The sequence below is a fragment of the uncultured Jatrophihabitans sp. genome (genome assembly GCF_964251945.1).
GTDB lineage: Bacteria > Actinomycetota > Actinomycetes > Mycobacteriales > Jatrophihabitantaceae > Jatrophihabitans.
Genome location: NZ_CAXULP010000001.1, coordinates 379,249 through 404,543, shown reverse-complemented (window position 1 = coordinate 404,543; position 25,295 = coordinate 379,249). Strand labels below are relative to the sequence as shown.

Below are 25,295 nucleotides of genomic sequence, written 5' to 3'. Positions count from 1 at the left end.
TCGGGTCCGAACCTCAAAGACTAATGCGCAGGTGGCAGCGGCCACCAGGTATCCCGCGCCCGCCTCGTCCCCTCCGAAGTTCTCCTCGCTTCGTCGTGCCGGCGGCCGAGGAGGCGAGGACAAGTCGCGAGGAAACAACTGAACGGCGGGCGGCGTTGGCAGGCACAATGGGGCGACCGCGGCGTGTCGCCGCGCAACGAGAGTGCGGCAACGAGAGCGCGGAGGTCGCGGTGGCAATCCCGGCGGACATCGAGCCGTTCGCCGCCGACGGCGGTCCGGTCGGCGTCGTCGTCAGCCACGGCTTCACCGGGACCCCGGCGACGATGCGCCCCTGGGCCGAGCACCTCGCCGCGGCCGGCTACACCGTGCGGCTGCCCCTGCTAGCCGGGCACGGCGCCACCTGGCGCGAGACCAACGCGAGCCGTTGGCCCGACTGGTACGCCGTGATCGAGGCTGCATACCGCGAGGTCCGGTCGCGGTGCGAGACGGTCTTCGCGGCCGGCCTGTCGATGGGCGGCACGCTCGTCACCCGGTTGGCCGAAGAGCACCCGGGCGAGATCGCCGGACTCGTGCTGGTCAACCCCGCCTACGCCACCCGCCGCCTTGACGCCCGGCTCGCCCCGTACATCTCCTGGGCGGTGCGTTCGCGGCCGTCGATCGGCGGGGACATCAAGAAGCCGGGCGTCGTCGAGCCGGCCAACGACCGGACGCCGGTCGCCGCGTTCGCCTCGTTGCAGAAGCTGTGGAAGGTCACGCTCGCCGAGTTGCCGTCGGTGCGGGCGCCGATCCTGCTGTACCGCTCGCGGGAAGATCACGTCGTGGACGACCTGTCGGCCCAGTTGCTCAAGGGCGGCGCCGTCAACACCACGGTGCGCGAGGTCCTGCTCGAGGACAGCTATCACGTCGCGACGCTCGACAACGACGCCCCGACGATCTTCCGCGGCAGCGTCGAGTTCATCGACTCGCTCACCGCCGCGCCCACCCGGGGCGAGCTGTGAACCGCCGCGACGTGCCGGAGGGCGGCCGGCTGGACAACGGCCTGCGGGCACCGGCCTATGTCGCGCTGACGGAGGTCGCGGCCGAGGTGGGCCACGACCTGCTCGCCGCCCTGGGCCGCGCGCGGATCGCCGCCTATCTGATCCCCGCGGCCGCGGCCGACCGGCGGCGGCTTTACGTCTCGGCCGACGAGCGGGTGGACGCGCGCACGATCGTCGCGGCGGCGATCCGCGGCCTCGGCGCGACAGGAGATGCGACAGTCCATCCGGCAGGCGACTCGGCTGGGCTGTCGGCGGCCGACCCGTTGGCCGGCATCGACACCGCCCGCGCGTTCGACGAGCTGGTCGCGGACTGGCACGTGGACACGGTGGCCGCCGTGCGCGACGCCGAGCGTGAGCTCAGCCGCGAGGACGCTGACTGGCGCGGCCGGCTGAACAAGCCCGTCGCGAGCGACGAGGTGTGGCTGGACGAAGACCACTACGTGCCGCCGCCGCCCCCGCCGCTGCCGCGGCTGGCCGGCCCGACGATCATCGCGATGACGGTGCTGGTGTTGTCGATCCTGGTGCTGGGCCTCGGCGGCCAGATCGGCCTCGCGAACGACCTCACCCTCGTTCTCGGCGTCGGCGGGCTGGTGGTCGCGGCCGGGATCCTGTTCAGCCGGGTGCGCGAGCACCACCGCGACGAGGACGACGACGGCGCGGCGATCTAGCCCCGACTCTCATCGATGATCTCGGCTGGACCTTGCGGTATCGGGTGGTCCGGCCGAGATCGTCGCGATGTGGGTTGCTGTCCCAGCTCGAGGTCGAGGACGACGGGTGGGAGCTGCGCGCCGGCGTGACCGTCGAGGTCGGCGTGCGCGGCGACGGTGATCCGGGTGTCGACGAAAACCCGGCCACCGACCGGGGTCCGGCCGGCGGCGACCGAGGCCCAGGTGGCGGTGCCCGGCCGGTCGACGCCGCGCACGCTGACGACGGCGGGCGGGGTGTCGGCGGTCAGCCGGGCCAGCGCGTCCTGGAGATGGCGGGCCTGCGCGACCCGCTGCGGCACGGTGCCGAGCAGCGTCGTCGCCGCGACGACCACGTCGCGGCCCGCGACGCGCAGCACGCCGAGCGCCGCGCCGGCCGGGCCGAGCCGAGTGCCGCCCGGCAGGCGCAGGTCCTGGTAATCGAGCTCGTCGACGCCGAGGGCCGAGAGCAGCAGATTGCCGCCGGCCAGGCGTCCGCCGCCGACGACCACCAGGCCGCTGCGCCGGGCGATCGCCGCGCATTTCGAGCGCCACCGCAGCAGGTGCGGCGCGCCGTGGATGCACGCGACGTCGGCGCCGGCGGACTCGATCAGCTGGGCGAAACCCACCCCGCGCTCGTCGACAGCCCGGGCGTCGACGGACAGCAGGCGCATACCGCGATCCTTCCGCACCACCGCTCGCGAGTGTGCCGCCGGGTCGCGCCGGGTGCCGCCGGGTCGCGCCGGGTGCCGCCGGGTCGCGGCTCAGCCGGTGAGGTAGCGCCGAGCGAGGTCGGCCGCGCCGACCATGCCGGCTTCGGGCCCCAGCGACGCCGCGACGACCTTGGCCTCCGGCCGGAATCCGCGTCCGGTGAGCGTGTGCGCGAACTCCGCGCGGGCGGGCCGCAGCAGCAGCTCCCCCGCGGCGGACACGCCGCCGCCGATCACGAACACGGACGGATCGATGATCGCGGCCAGGCTGGCCAGGCCGCGGCCGAGCGAACGGCCCATCGTGGTGCAGATCGATTCGGCGGCCGGGTCGCCCGCGGCGGCCGCAGCCGTGACGACCGTGCCGGTGATCGCCTCCGCCGCGCCGGCGAGTTCGACCATCCGCGCGGCGGCCACCGGCGACTCGGCGGCGAGCTCCTGCGCGTCGCGGGCCAGCGCGTTCCCGCTGGCGTACATCTCCCAGCAGCCGCGGTTGCCGCAGGCGCACCGGCGGCCGTCCGGGACGAGCGTCATGTGCCCGTACTCGCAGGCCATGCCGAACGCGCCACGGTAGACCGAGCCGTCCACGACCAGTCCGCCGCCGATCCCGGTGCCGAGGGTCACGCACACGACGACCGGCTCGCCGCGGCCCGCGCCGAAGCGGTATTCGGCCCACGCGGTGGCGTTCGCGTCGTTCTCGACGATCAGCGGCAGCGCGATGCGCTGGGCGAGCTCGTCGCGCAGCGGCTCGCCGCGCCAGGCGAGGTGCGGGCTGAACAACACGGTTGCGTGGTCGGTCGCGATCCAACCGGCCGCGCCGACGCCGACCGCGCGCACCTCGTGCCGGGCGGCGAGCGCCTCGACCGCTTCGACGATCGCCTCTTCGGTGGCTTTGACGTCGCTGTCCGGGGTGTCGCGATGCTCGACGTCGAGCACCGCGCCCGCCTCGTCGATCACGCCGGCGGCGAGCTTGGTGCCGCCGATGTCGACGCCGATCGCCAGGTTCGTCATGACGGCGTGTCCCTGCGCGCCGTCGATCCGCCGTCCGTCGGCCCGCCGTCCGGCGACCCGCCGTCCCCGGTGAGCCTGATCGGCTGGACGCGCGGTGTCGGCCGCGGGCGCGGGCGGGCGCCGCGCCCGGTCGACGGCGCACCCCCCGGTGACCTAGCGGCGGCGGCCTCGACCAGGGCGGACAGCGCGCCGGCGAGCGCCGCGCCGGCCTCGATCATCCGCTCGGCCAGCTCCGGGTGCTCGCCGCGCAGCACGCTGGCGAGCTGGCACAGCGGGCACCACTGGCACTCCGGCCCGGCGTGCCCGGACGGCGGCGCGGGCGCCGCGCGGCGGGCCCAGTCCTGCACGGCCGCCAGCAGCCGCCGCGCCTCAGCGCCCAGCGCATCGGCCTCCGGACCGCCGGCCTCCGGACCGCCAGTCGACCCGTCGGTCGACCCGTCGGTCGACCCGTCGGCAGGCTGGTCGGTCACGACGGGCCGCCCGCGCCGTTCGGCCGCGGCCGCCGCGGGGGGACCTCTGCCGGCCACCGTCCCGATTCAGGCCGGAACCGCACCTCGAGCCGGCCGTCGGCGCACCGGCCGTCGACGACCTCGCAACGGCGCAGCACGCTCGGCAGCGTCAGCACCCGGCGGTGGCCGCCGACCCGGATCACGACGTCGTCGCCGACCCGCGCCGCCTCGACCTCGGCAGGCGCCACCAGCGGCAACGCCAGGCGCAGCAGGTAGTCCGCGCCGTCGGCTTCCACCACGACCAGCGGCGGGCCCGACGGCGTTGGCGCGGGATCGTCCCCCGGCAGCGCCCCGTACAGCGTGTCGGCCACCTGGCGCAGCGCGCCGGCGCCCACCGGCTCGGCGGCGCGGTAGGGCACCTCGCGCACCGGCAGGCCGGCGAAGGACTCCCGGATGCCGGCGAGCTGCGCCTGCTGCGCCCGCGCCCAGCCCTGGCGCCATTCGTCCGCGCCGGGCGGGAAGACCCGGTTCGCGACGACGAGGTCGACCGCGTAGCCGTAGAGCGCCAGCGCGGTGAACGTGCGCCGCGCCTCGGCGACGACGACCGCCTCCGGCGTCAGCACGAGCCGCACCGAGGTGACCGTCGGGTCGCCGAGCAGCTCCCGCACGCCGGCCAGCTCGTCGTTGAGCCGCAGCAGCGCGTCGAACACCGTGTCCGGCGGCACGACGGCGCCGCGCCCGAACAACGCTGCGACCGGCCGGATGCCGCGGGCCAGCCGCCGCTGCGCCGGGAACACCCGCTGCAGGTACCAGGCCAGCGCCTCCGGCAGCGCCAGCAGCCGCAGCGTCTCGGCGGTTGGCGCGCAGTCGACGACGAGGGCGTCCCAGTCGCCGGTCACCGCGAGCTCGCGCACCGCCAGCAGCGCCAGCACCTCCTCCACCCCGGGCAGCACGGTCAGCTCGTCGGCGGTGATCGGGTCCACGCCGCCACGGGCGAGCAGGTCGATCAGGAAGGACTGCACCTCACGCCACGCCGTCTCGAACCGCGCCTGGGTGTCGAGCTGCAGCGCCCATAGGCTCGGCGCCACCTCGGCCGGCGTGCCGCCGAGCGGCGTGTCCAGCGCGTCGCCGAGTGAGTGCGCGCTGTCGGTGGACAGCAGCAGCGTCTTGCAGCCGCGGTCGGCGAGGCGCAGCGCGGTGGCCGCGGCCGTGGTCGTCTTGCCGACGCCGCCTTTGCCGGTGAACAGGACGATCCGCATCAGACTCGCAGGCCCTCGACCCGCTTCTTCAGCTCCTTCAGCGCGGTGTCCATGACCACCCGTTCGGCCTTGCGTTTGAGCAGGCCGAGCATCGGGATGATCAGGTCGACCGACAGTGAGTACGTGACGTGGGTGCGGCCCGCGCCGTCCGGCCGCAGCGCGTACGAGCCGTGCTGGGCGCGCATCAGCTGCCCCTCGACGAGGTTCCACTCGACGTGCTCGTCGGCCGTCCAGACGTATGCGAGCTCGTACCGGTCGCGGACGATGCCGGCGTCGAGCTGGAACTCGACCCGCTGCGCGCGCCCGTCCGCGCCGATCTCGATCACCTGCGCCTGTTTCACGGATCCGGTCCAGGTCGGGTAGTTCGCGAAGTCGGCGATGACGGCCATGATCTGCGCCGGGTCCGCGTCGATAGTGATCGACTGCGTGGACTCATCCGGCATGGCCGAGAGGCTACCCGCGACGGGTCAGCCGGCCCGGCGCTCGCCGGGCTCAGCAGACGCACCCGCCGGGCTCAGCGAACGAGCCGGGCGGGCTCAGCAGACGAGCCGGGCGGCGCGAGCGGGGTCCAGGGCGTCCCCCACCGACCAGAACGCCTCTTTCGCCCGCCGGCGCGACCGGGCGGTCAGCCGACGGACGAGCCGACCCGGCACTCGTCGGCCGAGCGCCGGGTCCAGCCGGAGGAAGAAGTGGGCGACGACGCCGTCGAGGGCGGGCTCCAGCCACACCTCGGCGCTGCCGCGCAGCCCGCGGCCGCGGTCGCCGGCCACCGCCGGCACGAGCCACCGCACGCCCTTCTCGCCGCGCTGCTCGTCTACGCGCAACTCGAGCTCGGGCCACCAGCGGCGCCAGTTGGCCGGCTGCGCCAGCACGGCGCCGACCACGGGCGGGCGCGCGGCGATCCACGTCGAGTCGACGACATCGATGACCGGCATCCGGCGAGCATGCCAGCACCTCCACCGACTTGTCCTCGCCTGGTCGGGGTGGGACGCCGCCTGGCGAGGACAAGTTGCTACTGACGGGTTACCGTGACCCAGTGCAGGAGCAGCATGTCGCCAGCAACATCAAGTCGCTGAGCCAGTCGAACACCGCGGATTTCGTCTTCGACAACGCTGCCAGCGACCCGCAGCACGTCGCCCTGCGCCGGCGGGTCGGGTCCGGCTGGGCCGACGTCACCGCCGAACAGTTCGCCGACGAGGTGCGAGCGGCCGCGAAGGGCCTGATCGCCGCCGGCATCGAGGCCGGCGACCGCGTGGCGGTCATGAGCAAGACCCGCTACGAGTGGACGCTCGCCGACTTCGCGCTGTTCACCGTCGGCGCGGTGGTCGTGCCGATCTATGAGACCTCCAGCGCCGAGCAGGTCCAATGGATCCTGTCCGACTCCGGCGCCCGCGGGATCTTCGTCGAGACCGACGAGCACGCCGGCATCGTGGAGCAGATCCGCGCCGACGTCCCGGATCTCGAGCAGGTCTGGACGTTCGACGACGGCGCGCTGGAGACGCTGTCGAGCGAGGCCGGCGAGGTGCGCGACGCCGACGTCGACGACCGGCGCGGGTCGGTCGACCTGGACGACCTCGCCTCGATCATCTACACGTCCGGGACCACGGGGCGCCCCAAGGGCTGCGAGCTCACGCACCGGTGCTTCGTCGTCGAGGCCGTCGAGCTGCTCGACCTGCTCGCGGACTTCTTCAACGAGCGAACCTCGACGCTGCTGTTCCTGCCGATCGCGCACGTGTTCGGCCGGGTCATCGAGATCGGCTCGCTGGCGGCCGGGTGCACGCTCGGCCACACCCCGGACGTCAAGAACCTGATGGCCGATCTCGGAGAGTTCAAGCCGACGTTCGTGCTGGCCGTCCCCCGGGTGTTCGAGAAGGTCTACAACTCGGCCAAGCAGAAGGCGCACAACGACAAGAAGGGGCCGATCTTCGACCGTGCCGAAGCGGTCGCGATCGCCTATTCCGAAGCCATCGGCAAGGGCCGGGTCGGGCTGCCGCTGAAGGCCGCGCACGCCGTGTTCGACCGGCTGGTCTACAGCAAGCTGCGGGCGGCGCTGGGCGGCGAGTGCGTCGCGGCGGTGTCAGGTGGCGCCCCGCTGGGTGCGCGGCTCGGGCACTTCTTCCGCGGCATCGGCGTGACGATCTACGAGGGCTACGGCCTCACCGAGACCACCGCCGGCGTCACGGTGAACCGGCCGAACGCGATCAAGGTCGGCACTGTGGGCCGGCCGGTCGGCGGCACCACGGCGCGGATCGGGGAGGACGGCGAGCTGCTGTTCAAGGCCGCGCACATCTTCCGCGGCTACTGGAAGAACCCGGACGCCACGGCCGACACGCTCGATGCGGACGGCTGGTTCCACACCGGCGACATCGGCGAGATCGACGACGACGGCTTCGTGCGGATCACCGGCCGCAAGAAGGAGCTGATCGTCACCGCCGGCGGCAAGAACGTCGCGCCGGCCGTGCTCGAGGATCGCGCACGCGGCCACTGGCTGGTCAGCCAGTGCCTGGTCGTCGGCGACCAGAAGCCCTACATCGCCGCGCTCGTCACCATCGACCCGGAGTCCTGGCCGACATGGCTGGAGAAGAACGGCCACCCGTCGGACGCGCCGGTCGCCGACTTCGTCGACGACGACGACCTTCGCGCGGAGATCCAGACGGCCGTCGACGACGCGAACAAGTCCGTCAGCAAGGCCGAGTCGATCCGCAAGTTCACGATCCTGCCGGAGGACTGGACCGAGCAGGGCGGCCAGCTGACGCCGTCGATGAAGCTCAAGCGCAACGTGGTGATGAAGGAAGCCGAACAGCAGATCGCCGCGCTCTACGACGGCCCCCGCCCGAAATAGGCACAGCCCGCGGTCGGGCGAAGCCCACGCTGTCGCTCAGCCTGCGGTGAGCATGCCGCGCAGCCGGGCCGCCAGCGTCGACCACTGCCAGTCGCGTTCCACCCAGGCCCGGCCGGCCGCGCCCATCCGCGCGCGGAGCTCGGCGTCGGCGAGCAGCTCGGTCAACCGCGCGGCGATCGCGTCCACGTCCGTCCCGTCCACGAGGTAGCCGGTCTCCCCGTCGCGCACGGCGTCCGGCGCCCCACCGGAGTCGCCGACGACCACCGGCAGCCCGGTCGCCGACGCCTCGAGGAACACGATGCCCAGGCCCTCGACGTCCAGCCCGGCCCGCCGGGTCCGGCAGGGCATCGCGAAGACGTCGCCGGCGGCATAGTGGGTGGGCAGGTCGGCGTGCGGCACGCCGCCGGCCCACACGACCGAGTCCGCGACGCCGACCCGCCGGGCGAGCTCGTCGAGCTCCGCCCGATAGGGGCCGTCCCCGACGAGCAGCAGCGCGACGCCGGGCGCCCGCCGGCGGACGGCCGGCAACGCGCGGATGAGCATGTCCTGGCCCTTGCGCGGCACCAGCCGGGACACGCAGACCACGACCTGCCGGTCGGCCAGCCCGTGCCGGCGTCGCACCGCCGACCCGTCGACGTCCGGCCGAAAAGTCTCGACCTCGACTCCAGGTGTGAGCTGTTGCAGCTTCTCCGGCCTATTGAGGACCATGGCGAGTCGCCTGCGGAAGTACTCCCCGAGGTAGGTGACGACGTCGACGTCGGCGCCGATCCGCCGCAGCGACTGCCGGGCGGCGGGCAACATCGCCCAGCCGGCCTCGTGGCCGTGCGTCGTCGCGACGATCCGCCGCGCGCCGGCCGCGCGTAGCGGCCGTGCCAGCAGGCCGAGCGGCGCGGCGGCGCCGAACCAGACCGAGTCGCAACCGAACTCCGCGAACGCGGCCACCGCCCGGCGTCGGGCGGCCGGGGTGGGCAGCAGCAGGCTGGTCGGGTGCCTCAGCACCGGGAACGGCTGCGCCGCGTCGAAGGCCGCGGCGCCGGCGTGATCGGAGGTGTAGACGACCACCGACCCGCTCGGCTGGCGCAGCGCCAGCTCGTGGACGAACGACTGGATGCCGCCCTGCCGGGGCGGGAAGTCGTTGGTCACGACCAGCGTCCGGCCTGAGGCGGACGCCGGCAGCGATGTCGGGACGGTCATCGCAGCTGCTCGCCGACATAACGCCGCCACTGGGCGGTGAACGCGGCCGCCGACTCCCCCAGCGTCGAGCGCAGCGCGGGGCCGACCGGGTCGTCGTACGGGGCGGACGGCGAGCCGACGAGCCGGTAGAAGCGCACCAGCCCACTCTGCCCCGCGCGGGCGGCGATCAGCCGACAGGCCAACCAGGCCTCCTCGTAGGCCTGGGCGGCGGTCGTCGAGTCGAACGCGGCGTCGCCCGGCAGCGCCTGCGGCGGCCCCGCGCGGCGCACCTGAGCGCGCAGCTCGCTCGCGGCGACCGCCGTCGGCTGGCCGGCGCCTAGGTTGCCGACGTACTCCGCGAAGCCCTCGACCACCCAACGCGGCATGATGTCCGAGGTCGCGACGGCGGCCGCGATGTGCGTCGTCTCGTGCCGCACCACGATCCGCCGGCCGAGCGCGCTGAGCCGGTCGAACTGGGCCGGGTTGACGATCAGCCGCTGACCGCTGACGGCGCCGGTCGTGGTGGACTTGTCGGCCGAGACGGCGAGCGCGGACACCGCGCTCAGGTCGTCGTCGGTCTCCCCCACGTCGGCCGCCAGCTCGGCGTTGGAGGCGGGCACCAGCGCCACCACCCGGCGCGGCCAATCGTCGCCCCAGACTGCGGTGACGGCCGGGACCGCGGCCGCGATGGCGGCAGCTGCCGTCCGCATCAACGGCAGCTGGGCCGGGTGGCCGAGCACGATGGTGTCTCGGGCGCGCACCGCCGCCAACTCGCCGAAATCCCACGGCCCGCGCCAGGAGTCGCCGCCCGCGCTGACGAGGTCGGTGTCGCCGGCGATGCGCGCGCGGCCGCCCTGCTCGACGAAGGTCCAGTACAGATCCTCTTCCGCCGGCCGCGTGTCGTAACCGCGCAGCGCGTAGCGCAGGGTCACCCGCACGATCACCGCCGGCCGGCGGTACTTGGCGCTCGCGGCGCGTTCGGCCTGCCGGTCGTCGGTGCGCAGCGGCGCGACATAAATCCAACTGGCGAATCGCAGCCGGCCGAGATTCGCGATCACGCTGCGCTGGCGGGCGCGGAACGCCGACGACGCCGCGCCTGCCGCGAGGTCGCCGGAGTATGCCGCGGCGTCGTCCCCGCGCACGGCCGCGGCATGGGCCGCTAACAGCGAGCGGATCGCCCCGAGCGACGGCGCGGCGGACGAGCCCGAGGTGCACGCCGCCGCCGCGGTCGAGGCGACCACGGCGGCGACGAGAGCTGCGCCGGCCCGTGCGAGCCGGCGCGACGATCGGCGGGTCAGGTGAGCCGCGTCGCGCCGGCGTAGCTGCTGTTGAACGCGCTCAGCGGGACGACGGACACGTTCTCGCCCTCGGTCGGCGCCGAGACCATCATGCCGTCGCCGATGTAGATCGTGACGTGCCCGATCGGCGAGTAGAAGAAGATCAGGTCGCCGGGCTCGAGGTCGTCGCGCGAGACGTGGTGGCCGTAGTTGTACTGCTCGGCAGCCGAGTGCGGCAGGCTGACGCCGGCGTGCGCCCATGAGGCCATGGTGAGGCCGGAGCAGTCGTAGGAACCCGGACCGGCGGCGCCGAAGACGTACGGCTTGCCAACCTGGTCGAGGGCGAACCGCACAGCACGCCGGGCCGCGCCCGTGCCCGCCGCGGTCACGTGGATCTTCTGGATCTTCGTCTTGCTGACGGCGGGATTCGCCGCCCGCTGATAATCCGCGCGCTGCGCCGAGTTCAGGGTGGCGAGCAGCACGCGGTACTTGTCCAGTTGCTTCTCGACCGACTTGCGTTTGGCGCCGAGAGCGTCGCGCTGGCGGCGCGCGTCGGACAGGGCGTGCTTTGCGCGGGTGGCCGATCGGGTAGCCGTGTTGCGCGCGCTGGTGACCTGGCTGACGAGCTGCGCGGTGTGGTCGGTGACCATGTTCAGCGTGTTCAGCCGGTCGACGTAGTTCGTGCCGCTCTGGCTGTCGAACAGCGCGCCGGCGGCGCCGAACGACTGGTCCTCGTACTGCGCCTGGATGATCTGCACAAACTCGGTTCGCGTGCTGAGGTAGCGCCGGCCGGCGGCGGCGGCGGCGCTCTGCGCGGCCTTCGCGGCCTTGTCGAGTCGGGTGACGGCGACCTGGGCCTGGTTGTACTTCTCGACCAGTTGGGTGTTGCGCAGCGCGAGCGTGCCCAGCTGTTTCTGCACCGAGTCGACAGTGGGCTTGGTCTTGTGGTGATCGGGCGTGGCAAAGGCCAGGCCGGGCGCCACGGCCAGCGCGCCGACCACGGCGACGACAGCGAGCAGCGGACGCAGAGAACGCGTGAGACGGTTCGCCACTGTTGGCGGAACTCCTTCTTCCTCCCCGCCTACCGAGTTAGCTGACGGGTTCGGGCAGGAAGTTGCCCTACGGCGTGGTCTACCGCGATCCGGCAAAGCGGCAAACGCACGCTGATTCACCCCAGGGGAAAGTGGGTCCCCGGCTCGCGTCGCGACCTCCGCGCTGGTGCGCGACGGCCGACTGACGAGTGCGATTCGGCGGGACTATCCGGTGACGACCTAGGTGGACGTCAGGCAGCCGGAAAGTCTCGGAAAGATTACGGGCGCCGCCCCAAGCTGTGCAACGCGCCCCCCCGAATTGGGTGGAGAACAGCACGAAACCGACGAGATCTACGTCACGCGATGCCGCGCGACGCCGAACCAGCCGAACCCGGTGAACCCGGCGAAATCCCGCCCGGCCCCAGGTCGGCGCTGAAATCGGCGCTGAAATCGGCGCTGAAATCTGCTTCGCGAGTCCCGTCGGTCTCCGCTCCGGCGAGCGGGCGCACCAGACGCAGCGGAGGCACGAGCCCGGCTTCAGCCAGCAAGACGATGGCAGCCTGCTCGGCCGCGTCGAGTTCGACGACGGCAGCTGTTGACGCGGGCGGGTTCAGCGGTGGCGCGTCCAGCAGCACGCGCACGACGCATTCGCCGCAGGCGATGTCCCGGGCGACACAGCTTGCGCAGTCGATGAGCATCCGCACACCTCGCTTCCCGGCCGGCGCCGTGCCGACTCGGATCACGACGCTAAGGACGCCGTCTGACAGTAATGATCGATCCGCTGTTCAGCGCGCCGCGGGGTCGGCCGGGGTCGGCCGGTCGGTCTTCGCTCAAGCCAGCCGCTCGAGCAGCACCGTCGACGCGGCGGTCCAGGCGCCGTCCCGGGCGGTGTCGGTGACCACCTGCCAGTCGCTCGTGACGACGATCAGCGTGCGGCCGGCGGGCTCGGCGGCGACCAGCCGGCGGATGAGGTCGTCGGCGATCTCGTCCGGCGCGCTGAACAGCACGCGCACCCCCCGCGGGGCAGGCGGCTGCGCAGGGGGCCGCGCCGCGCCGTCGAAGACCACCGTGACCTCGGCGCCGGACTGCGCCACCAGCGGGGCGAGCGAGCCGGCCAGGCGGGCGCGCTGGTCGGCGAGGGACAGCTCGCCGTAGCCGGTCTTCGTGACGTTGTAGCCGTCGACGATCAGGTGGGCGTGCGGCAGCGCGAGCAGCCGGTCCAGCTCGGCCGGCGAGCGCACGCCGCGCGCGCCGGCCGCGCCGGCCACGCCGGTCGTCGCCGCGACCGCGTCGGCCGGGCGCAGCGCAGGCGCGGGCAGCGAGAGCTCGCGGCGCAGGCCGCCCGCTGCCTGGACCACCGAGTCGACGAGCAGCCACAGCCGCGCGTCGTCGAGGTCGCGCTCGCTGCGGGCGCCCCGCCGCGCGGTCTCGGCGCTGCGTTCGGCCTCGGCCAGCCGGCCACGCAGCCGGCGCAGCTCGGCCTCGTGCGCCGCGGCCTGTCCGGCGAGCCGCCGCGCGGCGTCGGCCGCCTCGACCACCGCGCCGGCGTGGTCGCGTTCGGCGGCGCGCAGCTCCCGGGTCCGCTCACGCAGCGCGTGCTGCGCCGCGCGCAGCTGGTCCTCGAGCGTCGCGGTCGCCGCGCGCGCCGCCTCGCGCAGCCGCGCCGGCTCGCTCTTCGCACGGGCGCGCAGTTCGACCAGTTCGGCGCGGGCCGTCTCGAGCTCGACACGCGCCACCGCGCCCGCGTCGCGTTCGGCCGCCCACCGCCGGGTGGCCAGCTCGATCGTGTCCTGCCAGCCGTCCGGCCGGGTCAGGTATGCCACCACGACGAGATCCACCGGGTCGGCCGCCGGCGTCGGCCGGCCGTCGCGCACGGCGGCCACCAGATCGGGCGCGGCGTCGGCGAGGGTGCGGGCCACCGCCGCGCGAAACGCCTCGTGGCCGTCGAGCGCGGCGGCCAGCGCCGGGCCGCCGAGCCGCACCCTTTTGGCCGGCGCGAAGCGGGCGATCGCCCGCAGCGCCGGCGGCACCTCGTCGATCGGCAGGCCTGCGACGACCTGGGCGGCGAGTTCGAGCAGCTGGGCCCGCGCGGGCTCGACGAGCATGACGCCGGCGGCCGGCAAGCTGTCGGCTGGCTCGTGGCTGTCGCTGGCGGCCTCGGACACCTGCGCAGGGTACGGCGCGGGGCGGCAGCGGGCGCGTCTGCGCGATTTCGTCGGACCCCCGGCCTAGCTTCGGCGACCATGACGGGAACGGCGATGCCGGCGGCTGCCAGCACAGCGGCTGCCGGCACAGCGATGGGGGCGCCTCAACAGCTCGCCTTCGACGTCGACGAGCTCGGCGAGCCGTTGCGGACGACCACCTTCGTCGTCGTCGACCTCGAGACGACCGGCGGCGCGGCGGCCGGCGGCGACGCGATCACCGAGATCGGCGCGGTGAAGGTCTGCGGCGGCCAGACGCTGGGCGAGTTCCAGACGCTGGTGAACCCCGGCGCGCCGATCAACCCCTATGTCAGCGTGCTCACCGGCATCACCGACGCGATGGTGGCGTCCTGCCCCGGCATCGCCGCCGTGCTGCCGGCGTTCCTGGAATTCGCCCGCGGCAGCGTCCTCGTCGCGCACAACGCGCCGTTCGACGTCGGCTTCCTCAAGGCGGCCTGCACCTCGTTGGCGCTGCCGTGGCCGGGCTTCGGCGTCGTCGACACCGCCGTGCTAGCCCGCCGGGTGCTGACGAAGGACGAGGTCCCCAACTGCAAGCTGGCGACGCTCGCGCCGTTCTTCCACGCGAGCACCGCTCCGAACCACCGCGCGCTGGCCGACGCGCGAGCGACCGTCGACGTGCTGCACGGGCTGATCGCCCGGCTCGGCAACCTCGGCGTGCGCTCGCTGCCCGAGCTGCGCTCGTTCACCACGCAAGTGACCGAGGGGCAGCGTCGCAAGCGGCACCTGGCCGACGGCCTGCCGACCGGGCCGGGTGTCTACATCTTCCGCGACGCGCAGGGCCGCCCGCTCTACATCGGCACCAGCCGCAGCATCCGCGCGCGGGTGCGGCAGTACTTCGTGTCGAGTGAGACCCGCAGCCGGATGGGCGAGATGGTCGGCCTGGCCGAGCGGGTCGACCCGATCGAGTGCGCTCACCCGCTCGAAGCGCAGGTGCGCGAGCTGCGGCTGATCGCCGCGCACAAACCGCGCTACAACCGCCGCTCGAAATTCCCCGAGCGCGCGGTGTGGCTGAAGCTGACGGTCGAGCCGTTCCCGCGGTTGTCTGTCGTCCGCGAGCGCCGCGACGACGGCGGGCGCTACCTCGGCCCGCTGCGCTCACAGCGCCAGGCCGAGGCGGTGCGCGACGCGATCCACGACGCCGTGCCGTTGCGCCAGTGCACCGACCGGCTGTCGTTGCGCAGGGTCGTGCGTGCCGCGTGCGTGCTGGCGGGCATCGGCCGCTGCGCCGCGCCGTGCGAGGGCGGCGTGGATCCGGCGCGCTACGCAGCGTTGGTCTCCCTGGTCGCGACGGCGTGGACGGGCGACATCCGCCCGCTCGTCGAGCCGCTCGAGGCGAAGCTCGCCGCGCTGTCCGCGGCGCAGCGCTACGAGCAGGCCGGCGTCGTGCGCGACCGCATCTCGACCGTCGTCCGCGCCTGCGCGCGCATGCAGCGGCTGGCGGCCCTGCAGGCCGTCGCCGAGCTGGTCGCCGCGCGCCCGGACGGCGAGGGCGGGTGGGAGCTGTCGGTGGTCCGGTCCGGCCGGCTCGCCGCCGCCGGGCATGCGCGGCGCGGCGTGCCGCCCTGGCCGATGGTCGACGCGCTGCGCGCGACGGCCGATGTCGTCGACGCCGCACACGTGCCGCTGGCCGAGGAGACCGAGTGCGTGCTGGCCTGGCTCGAGCAGGACGGCGCCCGCCTGGTGCTCGCCACCGAGCCGTGGGCGATGCCGGCGTACGGCGCCGGCCGGCTGCGCGGCTACCTCGCGCACTCCCGGGACGGGCGGGCGCGCAGTGCCGGAGACCCGCTCGCCGACCGGCGGCGGCTGCCCATGGCGGCGCGGCCGGCCAGACCTAGACTGACCGCGTGATCACCGCGATCGTCATGATTGCCGCCGAGGCCGACCGGATCCCCGAGGTCGCGCAGGCGATCGCCGAGCTGGCCGGCGTGAGCGAGGTCTATTCCGTGGCCGGCGACACCGACCTGATCGCCATCGTCCGGGTGCGCGAGTTCGACGCGATCGCCGACGTCATCGCCGGCCGCATCTCCAAGCTCGCCGGCGTGGTGCACACCGACACGCACATCGCGTTTCGCGCGTACTCCCGGCACGACCTCGAGGCCACCTTCTCGATCGGCGCCGAGTAGGCCGTTATCGACGGTCGAGCTGGGTGAGCCAGGAGTTGTAGGCGGCCCGCGCGTCGTCGTCGTCGTCGAGAGTCTCGCCGGGGTCGGCAGCGCCGGTGTGCGCGGCGAACGTCGCGCCGCGGGCTTGCTCGAGCCAGCCGCGCTCGACCGGCACCCGGTCGACGGTCCGCAACCAGCGCACGACGAGCAAGATCATGATCCCGGCCATGATCGCGTCGCCGCCGAGCCACATCACCGCCCCGCCGGTGCGGGTGTCCGACAACGCGTCCACTCCGAGGGCGGACGGCATGAGCCGTACGGCGTCGGTGCCCTGCATCAGCACGATGCCGGTGATGGTGTCGACGGCCATCGCGACCGCGAGCAGCAGCCAGCGCGCCGGCGAGGCGAGCCGCCAGCGGATCGGCTCGTCGCCGACGATCAGCACGAAGAACTGATAACCGGCGGCGAGGTACACCACGTGCTCGACCTGCCCGGCCCAGGTGGAGCGCATGATGTCGTCCATCAGCCCGGTCAGGTGGCTGCCGACGATCACCGCGGCATAGGTGGCCAGCGCGACCGGCGGCGCGGTCAGCAGGCCGACGACCCGACCTCGGGCGACGCGCAGCAGCCGCTCGCGTCGCGCGGGCGGCGCGGCGGCGACCGCCAGGCCGAGCGGGCGGCCGGCGGCCAGCAACGCCGGCGCGACCATCACGAGCAAAAGGTGGCCGGCCATGTGCGCGGTGAACAGCACCTGGTCGTAGACGGCGATGCTGCCGCAGGTGGCGAACGCGCAGACGCCGAGGCCGAGCAGGAAGGCGACAGTGCGGCCGATCGGCCACCGCTCGCCGGGGCTGCGCAGGGGCACCAGCGCAACGCCGGTCAGATACCCGGCAGCAGCGAGGATCAGCACGGCGATGGCCACGGCGTCCAGCTGCCAGGCGGTGAACAGCCGCGCGCCGGCCAGCGCGCTCGCCGGTGTCGCCCCGGTGCCGCGGGTGAGCGCGTCGGCTGTGCCCATCTGCATGTGGCCCATGCCGCCGCTGGCGAGACGGTGGCCGAGGTTGCGGGCGACCACGACGGCGAGTCCGGCCAGCACCAGCGCGGCGAACGCCCACGCGCCGACCACCAGCCTCGGCAGCCTGCGCGCGCTCACACCGTCGAGTATCGCAAGGCCCGACTGTGCGCGATCGGGCCGGCACTACGTCAGTGGTCACTTGCAGCGGTCAGTGGCACCGAATCGCCGACCACTGACCCGCGCAAGTGACCACTCAGGTGGCGGCTGTGCGGCTTGCGGCGATCCAGCGGCCCAACAGGTCGGCGGCGGCGCCGGAGTCGATCGTCTCGGCCGCGATGCGCAGCCCGCGGGCGAGGGCGTCGTGCAGCCGGCCGGCCGCGAGGCCGTTCCCGGTTCCATCGGCGCCGTTGCCAGTGCCTGCGCCGGCGGCTTCCCGGCGACCGTCGAACGCGGCGATCGCGGCGGCGGCGTTGAGCAGCACGGCGTCGCGAACCCCCGGGCCGCCCCCGGCCAGCACGTCCCGGACGACGGCGGCGTTGAAGGCGCGGTCGCCGCCGCGCAGGGCGGCCGGCTCGACGGGCTCGATGCCCAGCGCGGTCGGGTCGACGGTGGCCGGCTCGACCTCGCCGCCGGCGGCGACCCACGCGCTGGACGTCGTCGTGGTGGTGAGTTCGTCCAGGCCGTCGTCGCCGCGAAAGACGATCGCCGTGTCACCGCGCCCGGCCAGCACCGCCGCCATGACCGGCGCCATCCGCAAATCGGCGCAGCCGACCGCCGCGGCAGTCACCCGGGCCGGGTTGGTGAGCGGGCCGAGGAAGTTGAACGCGGTCGGCACGCCGAGCTCGCGCCGCGGGCCGCCGGCGTGGCGCATGCCGGCGTGGAAGACGGGCGCGAAGCAGAACCCGATCCCGACCTCGTCCACGCTGCGTCGCACGCCGTCCGGCGGCAGGTCGATCGCGACGCCGAGTTCCTCGAGCACGTCGGCGGTCCCGCAGGCAGAGGACGCGGCGCGACCGCCGTGCTTCACCACCCGGCGCCCGGAACCGGCGACGGTCAGCGCGGCCATCGTCGAGATGTTGACGGTGTGCGCGCGATCCGCGCCGGTGCCGACCACGTCCACCGCCGGCCCGTCGACCACCAGGGGGGCGGCGTGCTCGAGCATCGCGCGCACCATGCCGGCAAGTTCGCCGGGCGTCTCGCCCTTCGCCCGCAGCAGCACGGCGAAGGCGGCGAGCTGGGCCGGCGTGGCGTTGCCGGACATGATCTCGTCCATGGCCCACGCGGTGTCGTCGGGCGCCAGCTCGCGGCCGGCCATCAGGTCGGTGAGGACGGCCGGCCAGCTCCGCGCCGGGCCGTTCACCGGGCCGTCACCGGACGACGGGGATGCCGGTGTGCCGGGCGCGCAGCTGCTGCGCCACCACCGACGCGCTCTCCACCGGGTCGATGGGCGTGTGGATGACCGCGTCGGCGAGCGACCAGCTGGCGAGCCAGCCATCCTGCGGCCGGGCGATGAGGACGACGATCGGCGGGCAGTCGTCCAGCTCGAACTTGAACTGCCTGGCCAGGCCCATGCCACCGGTCGGCTGGGCCTCGCCGTCGAGGATCGCGCAGTCGATGTCGCCCTCGTCGAGTTCGCGCTGGACATCGGCCGTGCTCGCGCACTCGATCCAGTCGATCCGGCCGGTGTCGGGGGCCGGCCGGCGGCCGACGGCGGTGCGGATCGTCGCCCGCACCTCGGCCAAATTGCTGTAGACGAGGACGTTCACGCGGTCCGGGACGGTGCTCACGCCGCAAATCGTATCGGCGGCCGATACGGCGTGACCGCGGCCGCCGCGCCGGGGCTTCGCGGGGCCTATGGCGCTTCAGCGGCGCGCCTTCGCAGGGCCCGCGATCTGGCGCTTTCCACAGGTGGCTGACACGACCCACCCCGGCCGCTCTTTTGTCAGTCTGGCAGTACATAATTCCCTCGTGACCTCGACTGCCACGGCGCCCGCCTTCGACTCGAGCAAGGTCCACTCGCTGACCCGCCCGAACATCGTCAGCGTGGGCACCATCGTGTGGCTGTCCAGCGAGCTCATGTTCTTCGCGGGGCTGTTCGCCATGTACTTCACCGTCCGCTCGGTGCACCCGGGCGACTGGCCGATGACGCTGCCCAACGGCGACTCGATCAAACTGAGCCTCGACTACGCGACGCCGTTCACGGTGATCCTGGTCGCGTCCAGCTTCACCTGCCAGTGGGGCGTGTTCGCCGCGGAGAAGGGCGACGTCTTCAAGCTGCGGCGCTGGTTCGTCCTGACCTTTTTCATGGGCCTGATCTTCGTGCTCGGGCAGGCCAACGAATACCGGATGCAGGTCAACGACGGCAACACCATCTCGGCCAGCGGCTACGGCTCGGTCTTCTACCTGACCACCGGCTTCCACGGCTTGCACGTCATCGGCGGTCTCATCGCCTTCATCTTCTTCCTGATCCGCACGACGCTCGGCAAGTTCACCCCGGCGCAGGCGACCGCGGCCATCGTGGTCTCCTACTACTGGCACTTCGTCGACGTGGTGTGGATCGGGCTGTTCGCCGTCATCTACATCATCCGCTGACCGCATCTGTTCCCGACCGAACCGTTGGACTGCTGCGAAGGGGCATCGTGACCGAGGAAACCGACGTCGACGCCGACTACGGGTTCGAACCCGCCGTCTCGGCGACCGGCGCGCCCGCGGCCCAACCGGCCGCGCGGCTGAACCGCGGCGCTGGCGCGTCCTGGGGCAGGCGCCCGCGCCGTTCGGCGGTGCGCCGCAAGCTGAGCGCACTGGCCATCATGGTCGGCGCCCTCGCGGCGATGGGCGGCGCGTACGCGGCGTTCGCGACCTCTTCCGGCGCGCAGGAGTCCTCGACCAGCGCCCAGCAGATCACGGCCGGCCAGCAGCTCTACCAGGTCAGCTGCATCACCTGCCACGGCGCGAACCTGCAGGGCATCAAGAACCAGGGGCCGTCGCTGATCGGCGTCGGCGGCGCGGCTGTCTACTTCCAGGTGTCGACCGGCCGCATGCCGCTCGCCGCCCAGGGGGCCTACGCCGCCCGCAAGGAAGCAAAGTACGACGAGGCGCAGACCGAGCAGCTGGCCGCGTTCGTCGAGAACGTCGGCGGCGGCCCGAAGATCCCGACCGGCGAGCTGCGTGGCGGGTCCGCCACGATCGCGGCGGGCGGCAGCCTGTTCCGGCTCAACTGCGCCTCCTGCCACGGCACCACGGGCAAGGGCGCGCCGCTGTCGGCCGGCAAGATCGCCCCGTCGCTGAATGAGGCGACCGACAAGCAGTTCTACACGGCGATGCTGTCCGGCCCGGAGAGCATGCCGGTCTTCTCCGATCAGGAGATCACCCCAGCGCAGAAGCGGTCGATCATCGCCTATGTCCAGGCGCTGAGGTCTTCCGCCGATCCGGGTGGCGCCGGCGTCGACCGCATCGGCCCGGTGTCCGAGGCCATCGTGATCTGGGCGGGCGGCGTCGGCGTGCTCATGATTGCCATCCTGTGGATCGGGGCGAGGGTCCGATGAGCGAAACCACCCACGGCCAGCAGGTCGCCTCGGCCGACGAGCTTCGGCAGCTGAGCGCCGAGGAGCGGATGGTCGCCGGCGCCGAGGCCGACGGCATCCACATCGTTCACCGGCGCGACCGGTTCCCGGTGCGCGGAACCAAGGCCGAGAAACGCGCCGAACGCGGCGTGGCGCTCGCGTTCGCGATCTCCGCGCTGGCCGGCGTCGGCTTCATCGTCGCCTTCATCGCGATCCCCTACCAGTGGCACCTGCCTGGCACCCCGCAGAACTTCCGCTTCTACACCCCGGCGCTCGGCGGTCTGCTGGCGATCATGCTGGTGTTCCTCGGCGTCGGTCTCGTCCTCTGGGCCAAATGGTTGATGCCCGAAGAAGAGGTGGTCCAGGACCGGCACGACACGCCCACCAGCGAAGAAGACTCGCTGATGACCGAGGCGACGTTCACCGTCGGCCTGCAGGACACCGGGCTGCCACGCCGCGGGCTCATTTTGAAGTCGCTGCTGCTCGCCGGCGGCGCGATGGCGACGGTGCCGCTGGTCGCGCTGGTCGGCGCGATGATCAAGAAGCCCGGCACCCAACTGCTGCACACCTTGTTCACGCCGAACAAGAAGCTGTTCCCCGAGTCCGGCGGCTTGGTGCCGATCGTCTACTCCGATTTCCGGAAGGTGACGCCGGCCGACCTGGCGCCGGGCGGCATCGCCACGGTTTTCCCGGGCGTGCGAGCGGAGAACAGCGACGGCTACAACGGCGTGACCGACGCGTCCTCGCCCACCCTGCTGATCCGGCTGCGGCCGGGCCAGCAGATCAAGTCGCGCAAGGGCCAGAGCACGTTCGGCTGGCCCGAGGTGAATCCCGAGTACGTCGCGTTCTCCAAGATCTGCACGCACGCCGGCTGCCCCGCGTCGCTGTACGAGCAGCAGACGGGCCGCTTGCTGTGCCCATGCCACCAGTCGCAGTTCCAGGTCCTGGAGGACGCCAAGCCGGTATTCGGCCCGGCGTCGCGGAGCCTGCCGAAGCTGCCCATCACAGTGCAGACCGGCGCCGATGGCCGGCAGTACTTCTATGCTCGATCCGACTACAAGGAAGCCATCGGACCAGGCTTCTGGGAGCGGCCATGACTCTGCACCCCGTCGCCGCCCTCCACTCCGCACCTGCACCCCAATCAGGCGCATGGAAAGAGCCGCGCCTGCTCGGGGACCCCGCAGTTCCTCGGGCCGCGGACGGCCCTGCGATGCTCGTGAAGGGTGGCTCCTCATGACCGATACCGAGGTGCGGCGTTACGACAAGCCGCGCACCCCGCAGGGCAAGGCCGCGAAATGGGCCGACGACCGCCTGAACATGGGCGGCCCGATCCGCAAGCAGCTGAACAAGGTCTTCCCGGACCACTGGTCGTTCATGATGGGCGAGATCGCGCTCTACTCGTTCATCATCCTGTTGCTCACCGGCACCTACCTGACCTTCTTCTACGACCCGTCGCAGGCGGACGTCGTCTACCACGGCCGGTACATCCCGATGGACGGCGTGACGATGTCGCGGGCCTATGCGTCCACGTTGGACATCAGCTTCGACGTGCGCGGCGGCCTGGTCATCCGCCAGATCCACCACTGGGCGGCGCTGCTGTTCCTCGCGGCGATGCTGATCCACATGTTCCGGGTGTTCTTCACCGGCGCGTTCCGTAAGCCGCGCGAGTTGAACTGGCTGATCGGCCTCGGCTTGGTCGGCTTGGGCATCATCGAGGGCTTCGCCGGCTACTCGCTGCCTGACGACCTGCTCTCTGGCACCGGCCTGCGGATCGCGGACGCGATCATGCTGAGCATCCCGGTCATCGGCACCTGGGTGTCCTTCCTGATCTTCGGCGGGCCATTCCCGGGCCACGTGATCATCGGCCGGTTCTACATCGCCCACGTGCTGCTGATCCCGGCGATCCTGGCGGCGTTGATCGGCGCCCACCTGGCGCTCGTCGTGCGGCAGAAACACACCCAGTTCCCGGGCCCTGGCCGCACCGAGGACACCGTCACCGGCGAGCGCGTCTTCCCGCTTTACGCCGCGAAGGCCGGCGGTTTCTTCTTCCTGGTGTTCGGCGTCTGCGCCTTGCTCGGCGGCCTCGCGCAGATCAACCCGGTGTGGCTGTTCGGTCCGTACAACCCGGCGCAGGTGTCCTCAGGCTCCCAGCCGGACTGGTACATGATGTTCCTCGACGGATCGACACGACTATTCCCGTCGTGGGAGATCCGGGTCTTCCACCATACGATCCCGGCGCTCTTCTGGCCGACGGTCGTGCTCCCCGGCATCCTGTTCACCCTCGCCGGCGCCTATCCGTTTCTCGAGGCGAAGCTGACGAAGGACAGGTCCAAACACCACCTGCTCCAACGACCCCGCGACGTCCCGGTGCGCACCTCACTGGGGTGCATGGCGATCGCGTTCTACATCGTGCTGCTGCTGTCCGGCGGCAACGACATCATCGCCAAGGCGTTCGACATCTCGCTGAACGCCATGACGTGGGGCGGCCGGATCGCGCTGTTCACCGTCCCGCCGCTGGCCTACCTCGTCGCCTACCGGGTCTGCCTGGGACTGCAACGGCACGACCGTGAAGTGCTCGAGCACGGCATCGAGACGGGCATCATCAAGGCGATGCCGAACGGCGAGTACATCGAGGTGCACCAGCCACTCGGCCCGACCGACGAGCACGGCCACGGCGTGCTGTCCTACGCCGGCACCCCGGTGCCCAAGCGGATGAATCAGCTCGGCGCATCCTCGCCGCTCAGGCACGTGCGCGGGTTCTTCTACCCCGTGCAGGAGAAGCCGGAAATCCAGGCGGCCCTCGACGAGCACGAGCGCGAGGAGCACCGCCGCGAGGTCGAGAAGACCGAAGAACAGCGCCAGCTGACCGACTGATCACCGATCAACTGATCACCGATCAACTGATCACCGATCAACTGATCGACGGGCTCATCGGCAGCGCCCCTGACCGCCGTAGTCAGGGGCGCTGTCGCGTCACCGTCGTGCCGTGTGCGCCATGACGACCCCTGAGCATGACCCCGGCGACGGGCCACGGGGTCGCCGGGGAGGAGGGACCGTGCTGCGGGTGCTGGTCGACGCCGACAACGTCCAGCCGCGACGGGTGCAGCCGGTGCTGGACCTGCTGGTCGAGGCAGGCGCGCCGGCGCAGATCACCGCGAGCGGCCGGCGCAGCGCGCTCGACCGGCTTAGCTGGCCGGCTGGCGCGCAGCTGCTGGCCCACGCCGGCTGGCAGCAGGCCGATCTCGCGCTGGCTGCCGCCTACTCCCCCGGCGACCAGCCGTTGCTGCTGATCACCGGCGACGGCGACTTCGGGCTGCTCGCCGCGCGGCATCCCGGCCCGGTCCTGATCGTCAGCGGCGCGCCGAGCGGCCGCCTGCGCGACGGCAACACCGTCGTCGACCCCGCCGCCGACGGGTTGGCGCCGATCAGGAACTGGCTCGCGCACGTCGGGTAACGCCCCCATCCCGCCTTGGCCCCGCTGCGGCGTTCACCGCAGCGTGCCGGACCGCGCCGCGGCCAAGACCTTCGAGCCGCGGCCGCCGAACCGGCGGTCGCGCGGTGGCTCAGGTGTGCGTGAACGAGCCGTAGGTGGCCGTCGTCGGGTCCCAGATTGGCTGGTAGTCGACGCCTTCCTGCTCGTCGATCGCGGCGACCGTCTTGCCGGGCGAGAGATAGATGCCGACGTGGTAAACGTCGCCCTGCTCGTCGTGATAAAAGACGAGGTCGCCCGGCACCGCACGCGACGCGGGGATCAGCCGCGCCGCGAAGGCCTGGTTCTCGGACACCCGCGGCGGCGTAAAACCGAACTTCGTGTAGCTGTACACGACCAGCCCGGAGCAGTCGAACTTCTTCGGGCCGGTGGCGCCCCACACGTAGGGCTGCCCGATGTGCTTCTTGGCCTCGGCGACAACCTTGGCGTTGAGCTTCGGCGTCGCGACCGGCCCGGCGCCCGCTCGGCCGCGGTTGTCGAAGGCCTTGCAGCCGAGGAAGGAGTTGCCCGAGCCGATGCCGATGTTCACCGCCCACACGCACGCGATGTGCGTGCCGACAGCCGTGCGCACCAAGATGTTGAACGCCGACTTGGTGCCGGCGTTCGCGGGGCGCGGGCTCGGCCAGCGTTTGCGCGGGTCGGCATGCCGCGGGTAGGCGCGCGTCGTCGCGGTCACCGCCGCGTGTCCGTCGACATAGACCACGACGCTTTGGTGGCGGTTCACGACGTCCGGGTCGGTCGTCCAGCCGAACAGGTGGAGCGAATGGGGGTTCGCCCAGGATCGGGTGATCGCGCCGACCGGGCGGTGCGCGAGCTTCTGCGCCCGCGTCAGCTTCGTGCCGAGCGGTGTCACCACGCACTTCAGCACCGTCGAATAGCCGGCGCCGACCGACGCCGCGGCGGCGCACACCGTGTGCACGCCGGTGACCGGGACGGTCAGCGCGAAGCCGGGCGTCGCGCCGGTGTGGTACTTCTGCACCACCGCCGCGTTCGGCAGCGAGGTGTGCGTCGACGTGGCGGTGGTGAACCCGTCGACGACCGCAGTGATCTTCAGGTTGGTGGTCAGCGCGTCCGGGTCGGCGCTCCAGCCGGTGAACCGCACGCCACCGGGAACGGCGACGACGGTCTTCGCCGAGCCGAACGGGTCGTGCGGCCCAGGCGGGTTTGCGGTGGCCGAGCCGGCGGTCGCCATCGCGGCAGCGGCCAGGCAGGCTACCCCGGCGGCGACGGCGGCAGCTCTCTGCACGGGCCGAGCCGCGCCGGCGCGCCCGTTTGGCCTGACCGGCCGGGCAGCAGAGGCAGGCAGGGCAGCAGAGGCAGGCCGGGCAGCAGAGGCAGGCCGGGCAGCAGAGGCAGGCAGGGCAGCGCGGATGAGAAAGCGCATCAGGCGGGCGTCCTTCGGTGCGTCGGCATGGCTCGGCCGCACATCGGCGA

25 protein-coding genes and 1 riboswitch are annotated in these 25,295 nt (G+C 72.7%); of the genes, 10 read left to right on the top strand and 15 right to left on the bottom strand.

Annotation, left to right across the window (positions count from 1 at the left end; translation table 11 throughout):
* Nucleotides 1-230 precede the first annotated feature (230 nt).
* Nucleotides 231-998 (top strand): alpha/beta hydrolase, encoded by a 768-nt coding sequence (locus ACFFBG_RS01860; RefSeq protein WP_375475025.1) that lies wholly within the window; start codon nucleotides 231-233, stop codon nucleotides 996-998.
* Nucleotides 995-1,705, top strand: coding sequence for a hypothetical protein (locus ACFFBG_RS01855; protein ID WP_375475023.1), 711 nt, complete (start codon nucleotides 995-997; stop codon nucleotides 1,703-1,705). Before ACFFBG_RS01860 ends, ACFFBG_RS01855 begins: the two co-directional genes overlap by 4 nt.
* On the opposite strand, the gene ACFFBG_RS01850 is transcribed toward ACFFBG_RS01855, so the two are convergent.
* The 6 genes from ACFFBG_RS01850 to ACFFBG_RS01825 all read right to left on the bottom strand — a co-directional run bounded on the left by ACFFBG_RS01850 (nucleotide 1,702) and on the right by ACFFBG_RS01825 (nucleotide 6,081).
* On the bottom strand, nucleotides 1,702-2,394 hold the full coding sequence (locus tag ACFFBG_RS01850) for a hypothetical protein (protein WP_375475021.1): 693 nt from the start codon (nucleotides 2,392-2,394) through the stop codon (nucleotides 1,702-1,704). The genes ACFFBG_RS01855 and ACFFBG_RS01850 overlap by 4 nt on opposite strands.
* Nucleotides 2,395-2,484: 90 nt before the next feature.
* Nucleotides 2,485-3,438 carry an ROK family glucokinase gene (locus ACFFBG_RS01845; RefSeq protein ID WP_375475019.1) on the bottom strand — a complete coding sequence of 318 codons (954 nt, stop codon included), beginning with the start codon at nucleotides 3,436-3,438 and terminating at the stop codon, nucleotides 2,485-2,487.
* Complete coding sequence (locus tag ACFFBG_RS01840) at nucleotides 3,435-3,908, bottom strand: hypothetical protein (RefSeq protein WP_375475017.1); 474 nt, start codon at nucleotides 3,906-3,908, stop codon at nucleotides 3,435-3,437. The genes ACFFBG_RS01845 and ACFFBG_RS01840 overlap by 4 nt, the downstream gene beginning before the upstream one ends.
* Entirely contained in the window at nucleotides 3,905-5,146 is a 1,242-nt protein-coding gene (locus tag ACFFBG_RS01835; RefSeq protein WP_375475015.1) for an ArsA family ATPase, read from the bottom strand. The genes ACFFBG_RS01840 and ACFFBG_RS01835 overlap by 4 nt, the downstream gene beginning before the upstream one ends.
* Complete coding sequence (locus ACFFBG_RS01830) at nucleotides 5,146-5,589, bottom strand: SRPBCC family protein (RefSeq protein WP_375475013.1); 444 nt, start codon at nucleotides 5,587-5,589, stop codon at nucleotides 5,146-5,148. The genes ACFFBG_RS01835 and ACFFBG_RS01830 overlap by 1 nt, the downstream gene beginning before the upstream one ends.
* Before the next feature lie 93 nt (nucleotides 5,590-5,682).
* The gene (locus ACFFBG_RS01825; protein WP_375475011.1) at nucleotides 5,683-6,081 is read right to left on the bottom strand and encodes a polyketide cyclase / dehydrase and lipid transport; all 399 of its coding nucleotides are present in this window, start codon (nucleotides 6,079-6,081) and stop codon (nucleotides 5,683-5,685) included.
* Nucleotides 6,082-6,182: 101 nt separating this feature from the next.
* Here ACFFBG_RS01825 and ACFFBG_RS01820 point away from each other — a divergent pair, with 101 nt between their 5' ends.
* The gene (locus ACFFBG_RS01820) at nucleotides 6,183-7,988 is read left to right on the top strand and encodes an AMP-dependent synthetase/ligase (RefSeq protein ID WP_375475009.1); all 1,806 of its coding nucleotides are present in this window, start codon (nucleotides 6,183-6,185) and stop codon (nucleotides 7,986-7,988) included.
* Nucleotides 7,989-8,024: 36 nt separating this feature from the next.
* Here ACFFBG_RS01820 and ACFFBG_RS01815 read toward each other — a convergent pair whose 3' ends face one another.
* The 5 genes from ACFFBG_RS01815 to ACFFBG_RS01795 form a co-directional block, all read right to left on the bottom strand.
* On the bottom strand, nucleotides 8,025-9,182 hold the full coding sequence (locus tag ACFFBG_RS01815; RefSeq protein WP_375475007.1) for a glycosyltransferase family 4 protein: 1,158 nt from the start codon (nucleotides 9,180-9,182) through the stop codon (nucleotides 8,025-8,027).
* The gene (locus ACFFBG_RS01810) at nucleotides 9,179-10,402 is read right to left on the bottom strand and encodes a hypothetical protein (protein WP_375475005.1); all 1,224 of its coding nucleotides are present in this window, start codon (nucleotides 10,400-10,402) and stop codon (nucleotides 9,179-9,181) included. Before ACFFBG_RS01810 ends, ACFFBG_RS01815 begins: the two co-directional genes overlap by 4 nt.
* Before the next feature lie 53 nt (nucleotides 10,403-10,455).
* A complete protein-coding gene (locus tag ACFFBG_RS01805; RefSeq protein WP_375475003.1) occupies nucleotides 10,456-11,490 on the bottom strand; it encodes a C40 family peptidase in 1,035 nt (344 codons plus the stop codon).
* A gap of 12 nt (nucleotides 11,491-11,502) precedes the next feature.
* Nucleotides 11,503-11,663, bottom strand: a riboswitch (cyclic di-AMP (ydaO/yuaA leader).
* 162 nt (nucleotides 11,664-11,825) lie between these two features.
* On the bottom strand, nucleotides 11,826-12,173 hold the full coding sequence (locus tag ACFFBG_RS01800) for a hypothetical protein (protein WP_375475001.1): 348 nt from the start codon (nucleotides 12,171-12,173) through the stop codon (nucleotides 11,826-11,828).
* Nucleotides 12,174-12,299: 126 nt separating this feature from the next.
* Nucleotides 12,300-13,634: an NYN domain-containing protein gene (locus ACFFBG_RS01795; RefSeq protein ID WP_375474999.1), complete on the bottom strand. Its 1,335-nt coding sequence runs from the start codon at nucleotides 13,632-13,634 to the stop codon at nucleotides 12,300-12,302.
* A gap of 78 nt (nucleotides 13,635-13,712) precedes the next feature.
* Here ACFFBG_RS01795 and ACFFBG_RS01790 point away from each other — a divergent pair, with 78 nt between their 5' ends.
* Nucleotides 13,713-15,539: a DEDD exonuclease domain-containing protein gene (locus ACFFBG_RS01790; RefSeq protein WP_375474997.1), complete on the top strand. Its 1,827-nt coding sequence runs from the start codon at nucleotides 13,713-13,715 to the stop codon at nucleotides 15,537-15,539.
* Nucleotides 15,536-15,814: an Lrp/AsnC family transcriptional regulator gene (locus tag ACFFBG_RS01785; RefSeq protein ID WP_375474995.1), complete on the top strand. Its 279-nt coding sequence runs from the start codon at nucleotides 15,536-15,538 to the stop codon at nucleotides 15,812-15,814. The genes ACFFBG_RS01790 and ACFFBG_RS01785 overlap by 4 nt, the downstream gene beginning before the upstream one ends.
* A 4-nt stretch (nucleotides 15,815-15,818) precedes the next feature.
* Here ACFFBG_RS01785 and ACFFBG_RS01780 read toward each other — a convergent pair whose 3' ends face one another.
* From ACFFBG_RS01780 to ACFFBG_RS01770, 3 genes are all read right to left on the bottom strand, one after another.
* A complete protein-coding gene (locus ACFFBG_RS01780; protein ID WP_375474993.1) occupies nucleotides 15,819-16,946 on the bottom strand; it encodes a cytochrome c oxidase assembly protein in 1,128 nt (375 codons plus the stop codon).
* A 115-nt stretch (nucleotides 16,947-17,061) separates the two neighbouring features.
* Nucleotides 17,062-18,168: an anthranilate phosphoribosyltransferase gene (trpD, locus tag ACFFBG_RS01775; protein ID WP_375474991.1), complete on the bottom strand. Its 1,107-nt coding sequence runs from the start codon at nucleotides 18,166-18,168 to the stop codon at nucleotides 17,062-17,064.
* A 7-nt stretch (nucleotides 18,169-18,175) separates the two neighbouring features.
* The gene (locus ACFFBG_RS01770; RefSeq protein ID WP_375474989.1) at nucleotides 18,176-18,595 is read right to left on the bottom strand and encodes a hypothetical protein; all 420 of its coding nucleotides are present in this window, start codon (nucleotides 18,593-18,595) and stop codon (nucleotides 18,176-18,178) included.
* Between the two features lie 181 nt (nucleotides 18,596-18,776).
* On the opposite strand from ACFFBG_RS01770, the gene ACFFBG_RS01765 reads away from it, so the two are divergent.
* From ACFFBG_RS01765 to ACFFBG_RS01745, 5 genes are all read left to right on the top strand, one after another.
* On the top strand, nucleotides 18,777-19,400 hold the full coding sequence (locus ACFFBG_RS01765) for a heme-copper oxidase subunit III (protein WP_375474987.1): 624 nt from the start codon (nucleotides 18,777-18,779) through the stop codon (nucleotides 19,398-19,400).
* 47 nt (nucleotides 19,401-19,447) lie between these two features.
* Entirely contained in the window at nucleotides 19,448-20,353 is a 906-nt protein-coding gene (locus ACFFBG_RS01760; RefSeq protein WP_375474985.1) for a c-type cytochrome, read from the top strand.
* Nucleotides 20,350-21,468 (top strand): ubiquinol-cytochrome c reductase iron-sulfur subunit, encoded by a 1,119-nt coding sequence (locus tag ACFFBG_RS01755; RefSeq protein ID WP_375474984.1) that lies wholly within the window; start codon nucleotides 20,350-20,352, stop codon nucleotides 21,466-21,468. Before ACFFBG_RS01760 ends, ACFFBG_RS01755 begins: the two co-directional genes overlap by 4 nt.
* Nucleotides 21,469-21,604: 136 nt before the next feature.
* A complete protein-coding gene (locus tag ACFFBG_RS01750) occupies nucleotides 21,605-23,245 on the top strand; it encodes a cytochrome bc complex cytochrome b subunit (RefSeq protein ID WP_375474982.1) in 1,641 nt (546 codons plus the stop codon).
* A gap of 181 nt (nucleotides 23,246-23,426) precedes the next feature.
* Nucleotides 23,427-23,825, top strand: a complete 399-nt coding sequence (locus ACFFBG_RS01745) for a hypothetical protein (RefSeq protein WP_375474980.1) — start codon at nucleotides 23,427-23,429, stop codon at nucleotides 23,823-23,825.
* A gap of 109 nt (nucleotides 23,826-23,934) precedes the next feature.
* Here ACFFBG_RS01745 and ACFFBG_RS01740 read toward each other — a convergent pair whose 3' ends face one another.
* Nucleotides 23,935-25,107 (bottom strand): C40 family peptidase, encoded by a 1,173-nt coding sequence (locus ACFFBG_RS01740; RefSeq protein WP_375474978.1) that lies wholly within the window; start codon nucleotides 25,105-25,107, stop codon nucleotides 23,935-23,937.
* Between the last annotated feature and the right edge of the window lie 188 nt (nucleotides 25,108-25,295).

Bases quoted from the DNA above. Each gene is read 5' to 3' on its own strand.
- ACFFBG_RS01815 (WP_375475007.1), bottom strand. From the start codon at position 9,182: ATGACCGTCCCGACATCGCTGCCGGCGTCCGCCTCAGGCCGGACGCTG.
- ACFFBG_RS01790 (WP_375474997.1), top strand. From the start codon at position 13,713: ATGACGGGAACGGCGATGCCGGCGGCTGCCAGCACAGCGGCTGCCGGC.
- ACFFBG_RS01750 (WP_375474982.1), top strand. From the start codon at position 21,605: ATGACCGATACCGAGGTGCGGCGTTACGACAAGCCGCGCACCCCGCAG.
- ACFFBG_RS01830 (WP_375475013.1), bottom strand. From the start codon at position 5,589: ATGCCGGATGAGTCCACGCAGTCGATCACTATCGACGCGGACCCGGCG.
- ACFFBG_RS01755 (WP_375474984.1), top strand. From the start codon at position 20,350: ATGAGCGAAACCACCCACGGCCAGCAGGTCGCCTCGGCCGACGAGCTT.
- ACFFBG_RS01835 (WP_375475015.1), bottom strand. From the start codon at position 5,146: ATGCGGATCGTCCTGTTCACCGGCAAAGGCGGCGTCGGCAAGACGACC.
- ACFFBG_RS01850 (WP_375475021.1), bottom strand. From the start codon at position 2,394: ATGCGCCTGCTGTCCGTCGACGCCCGGGCTGTCGACGAGCGCGGGGTG.
- ACFFBG_RS01845 (WP_375475019.1), bottom strand. From the start codon at position 3,438: ATGACGAACCTGGCGATCGGCGTCGACATCGGCGGCACCAAGCTCGCC.
- ACFFBG_RS01825 (WP_375475011.1), bottom strand. From the start codon at position 6,081: ATGCCGGTCATCGATGTCGTCGACTCGACGTGGATCGCCGCGCGCCCG.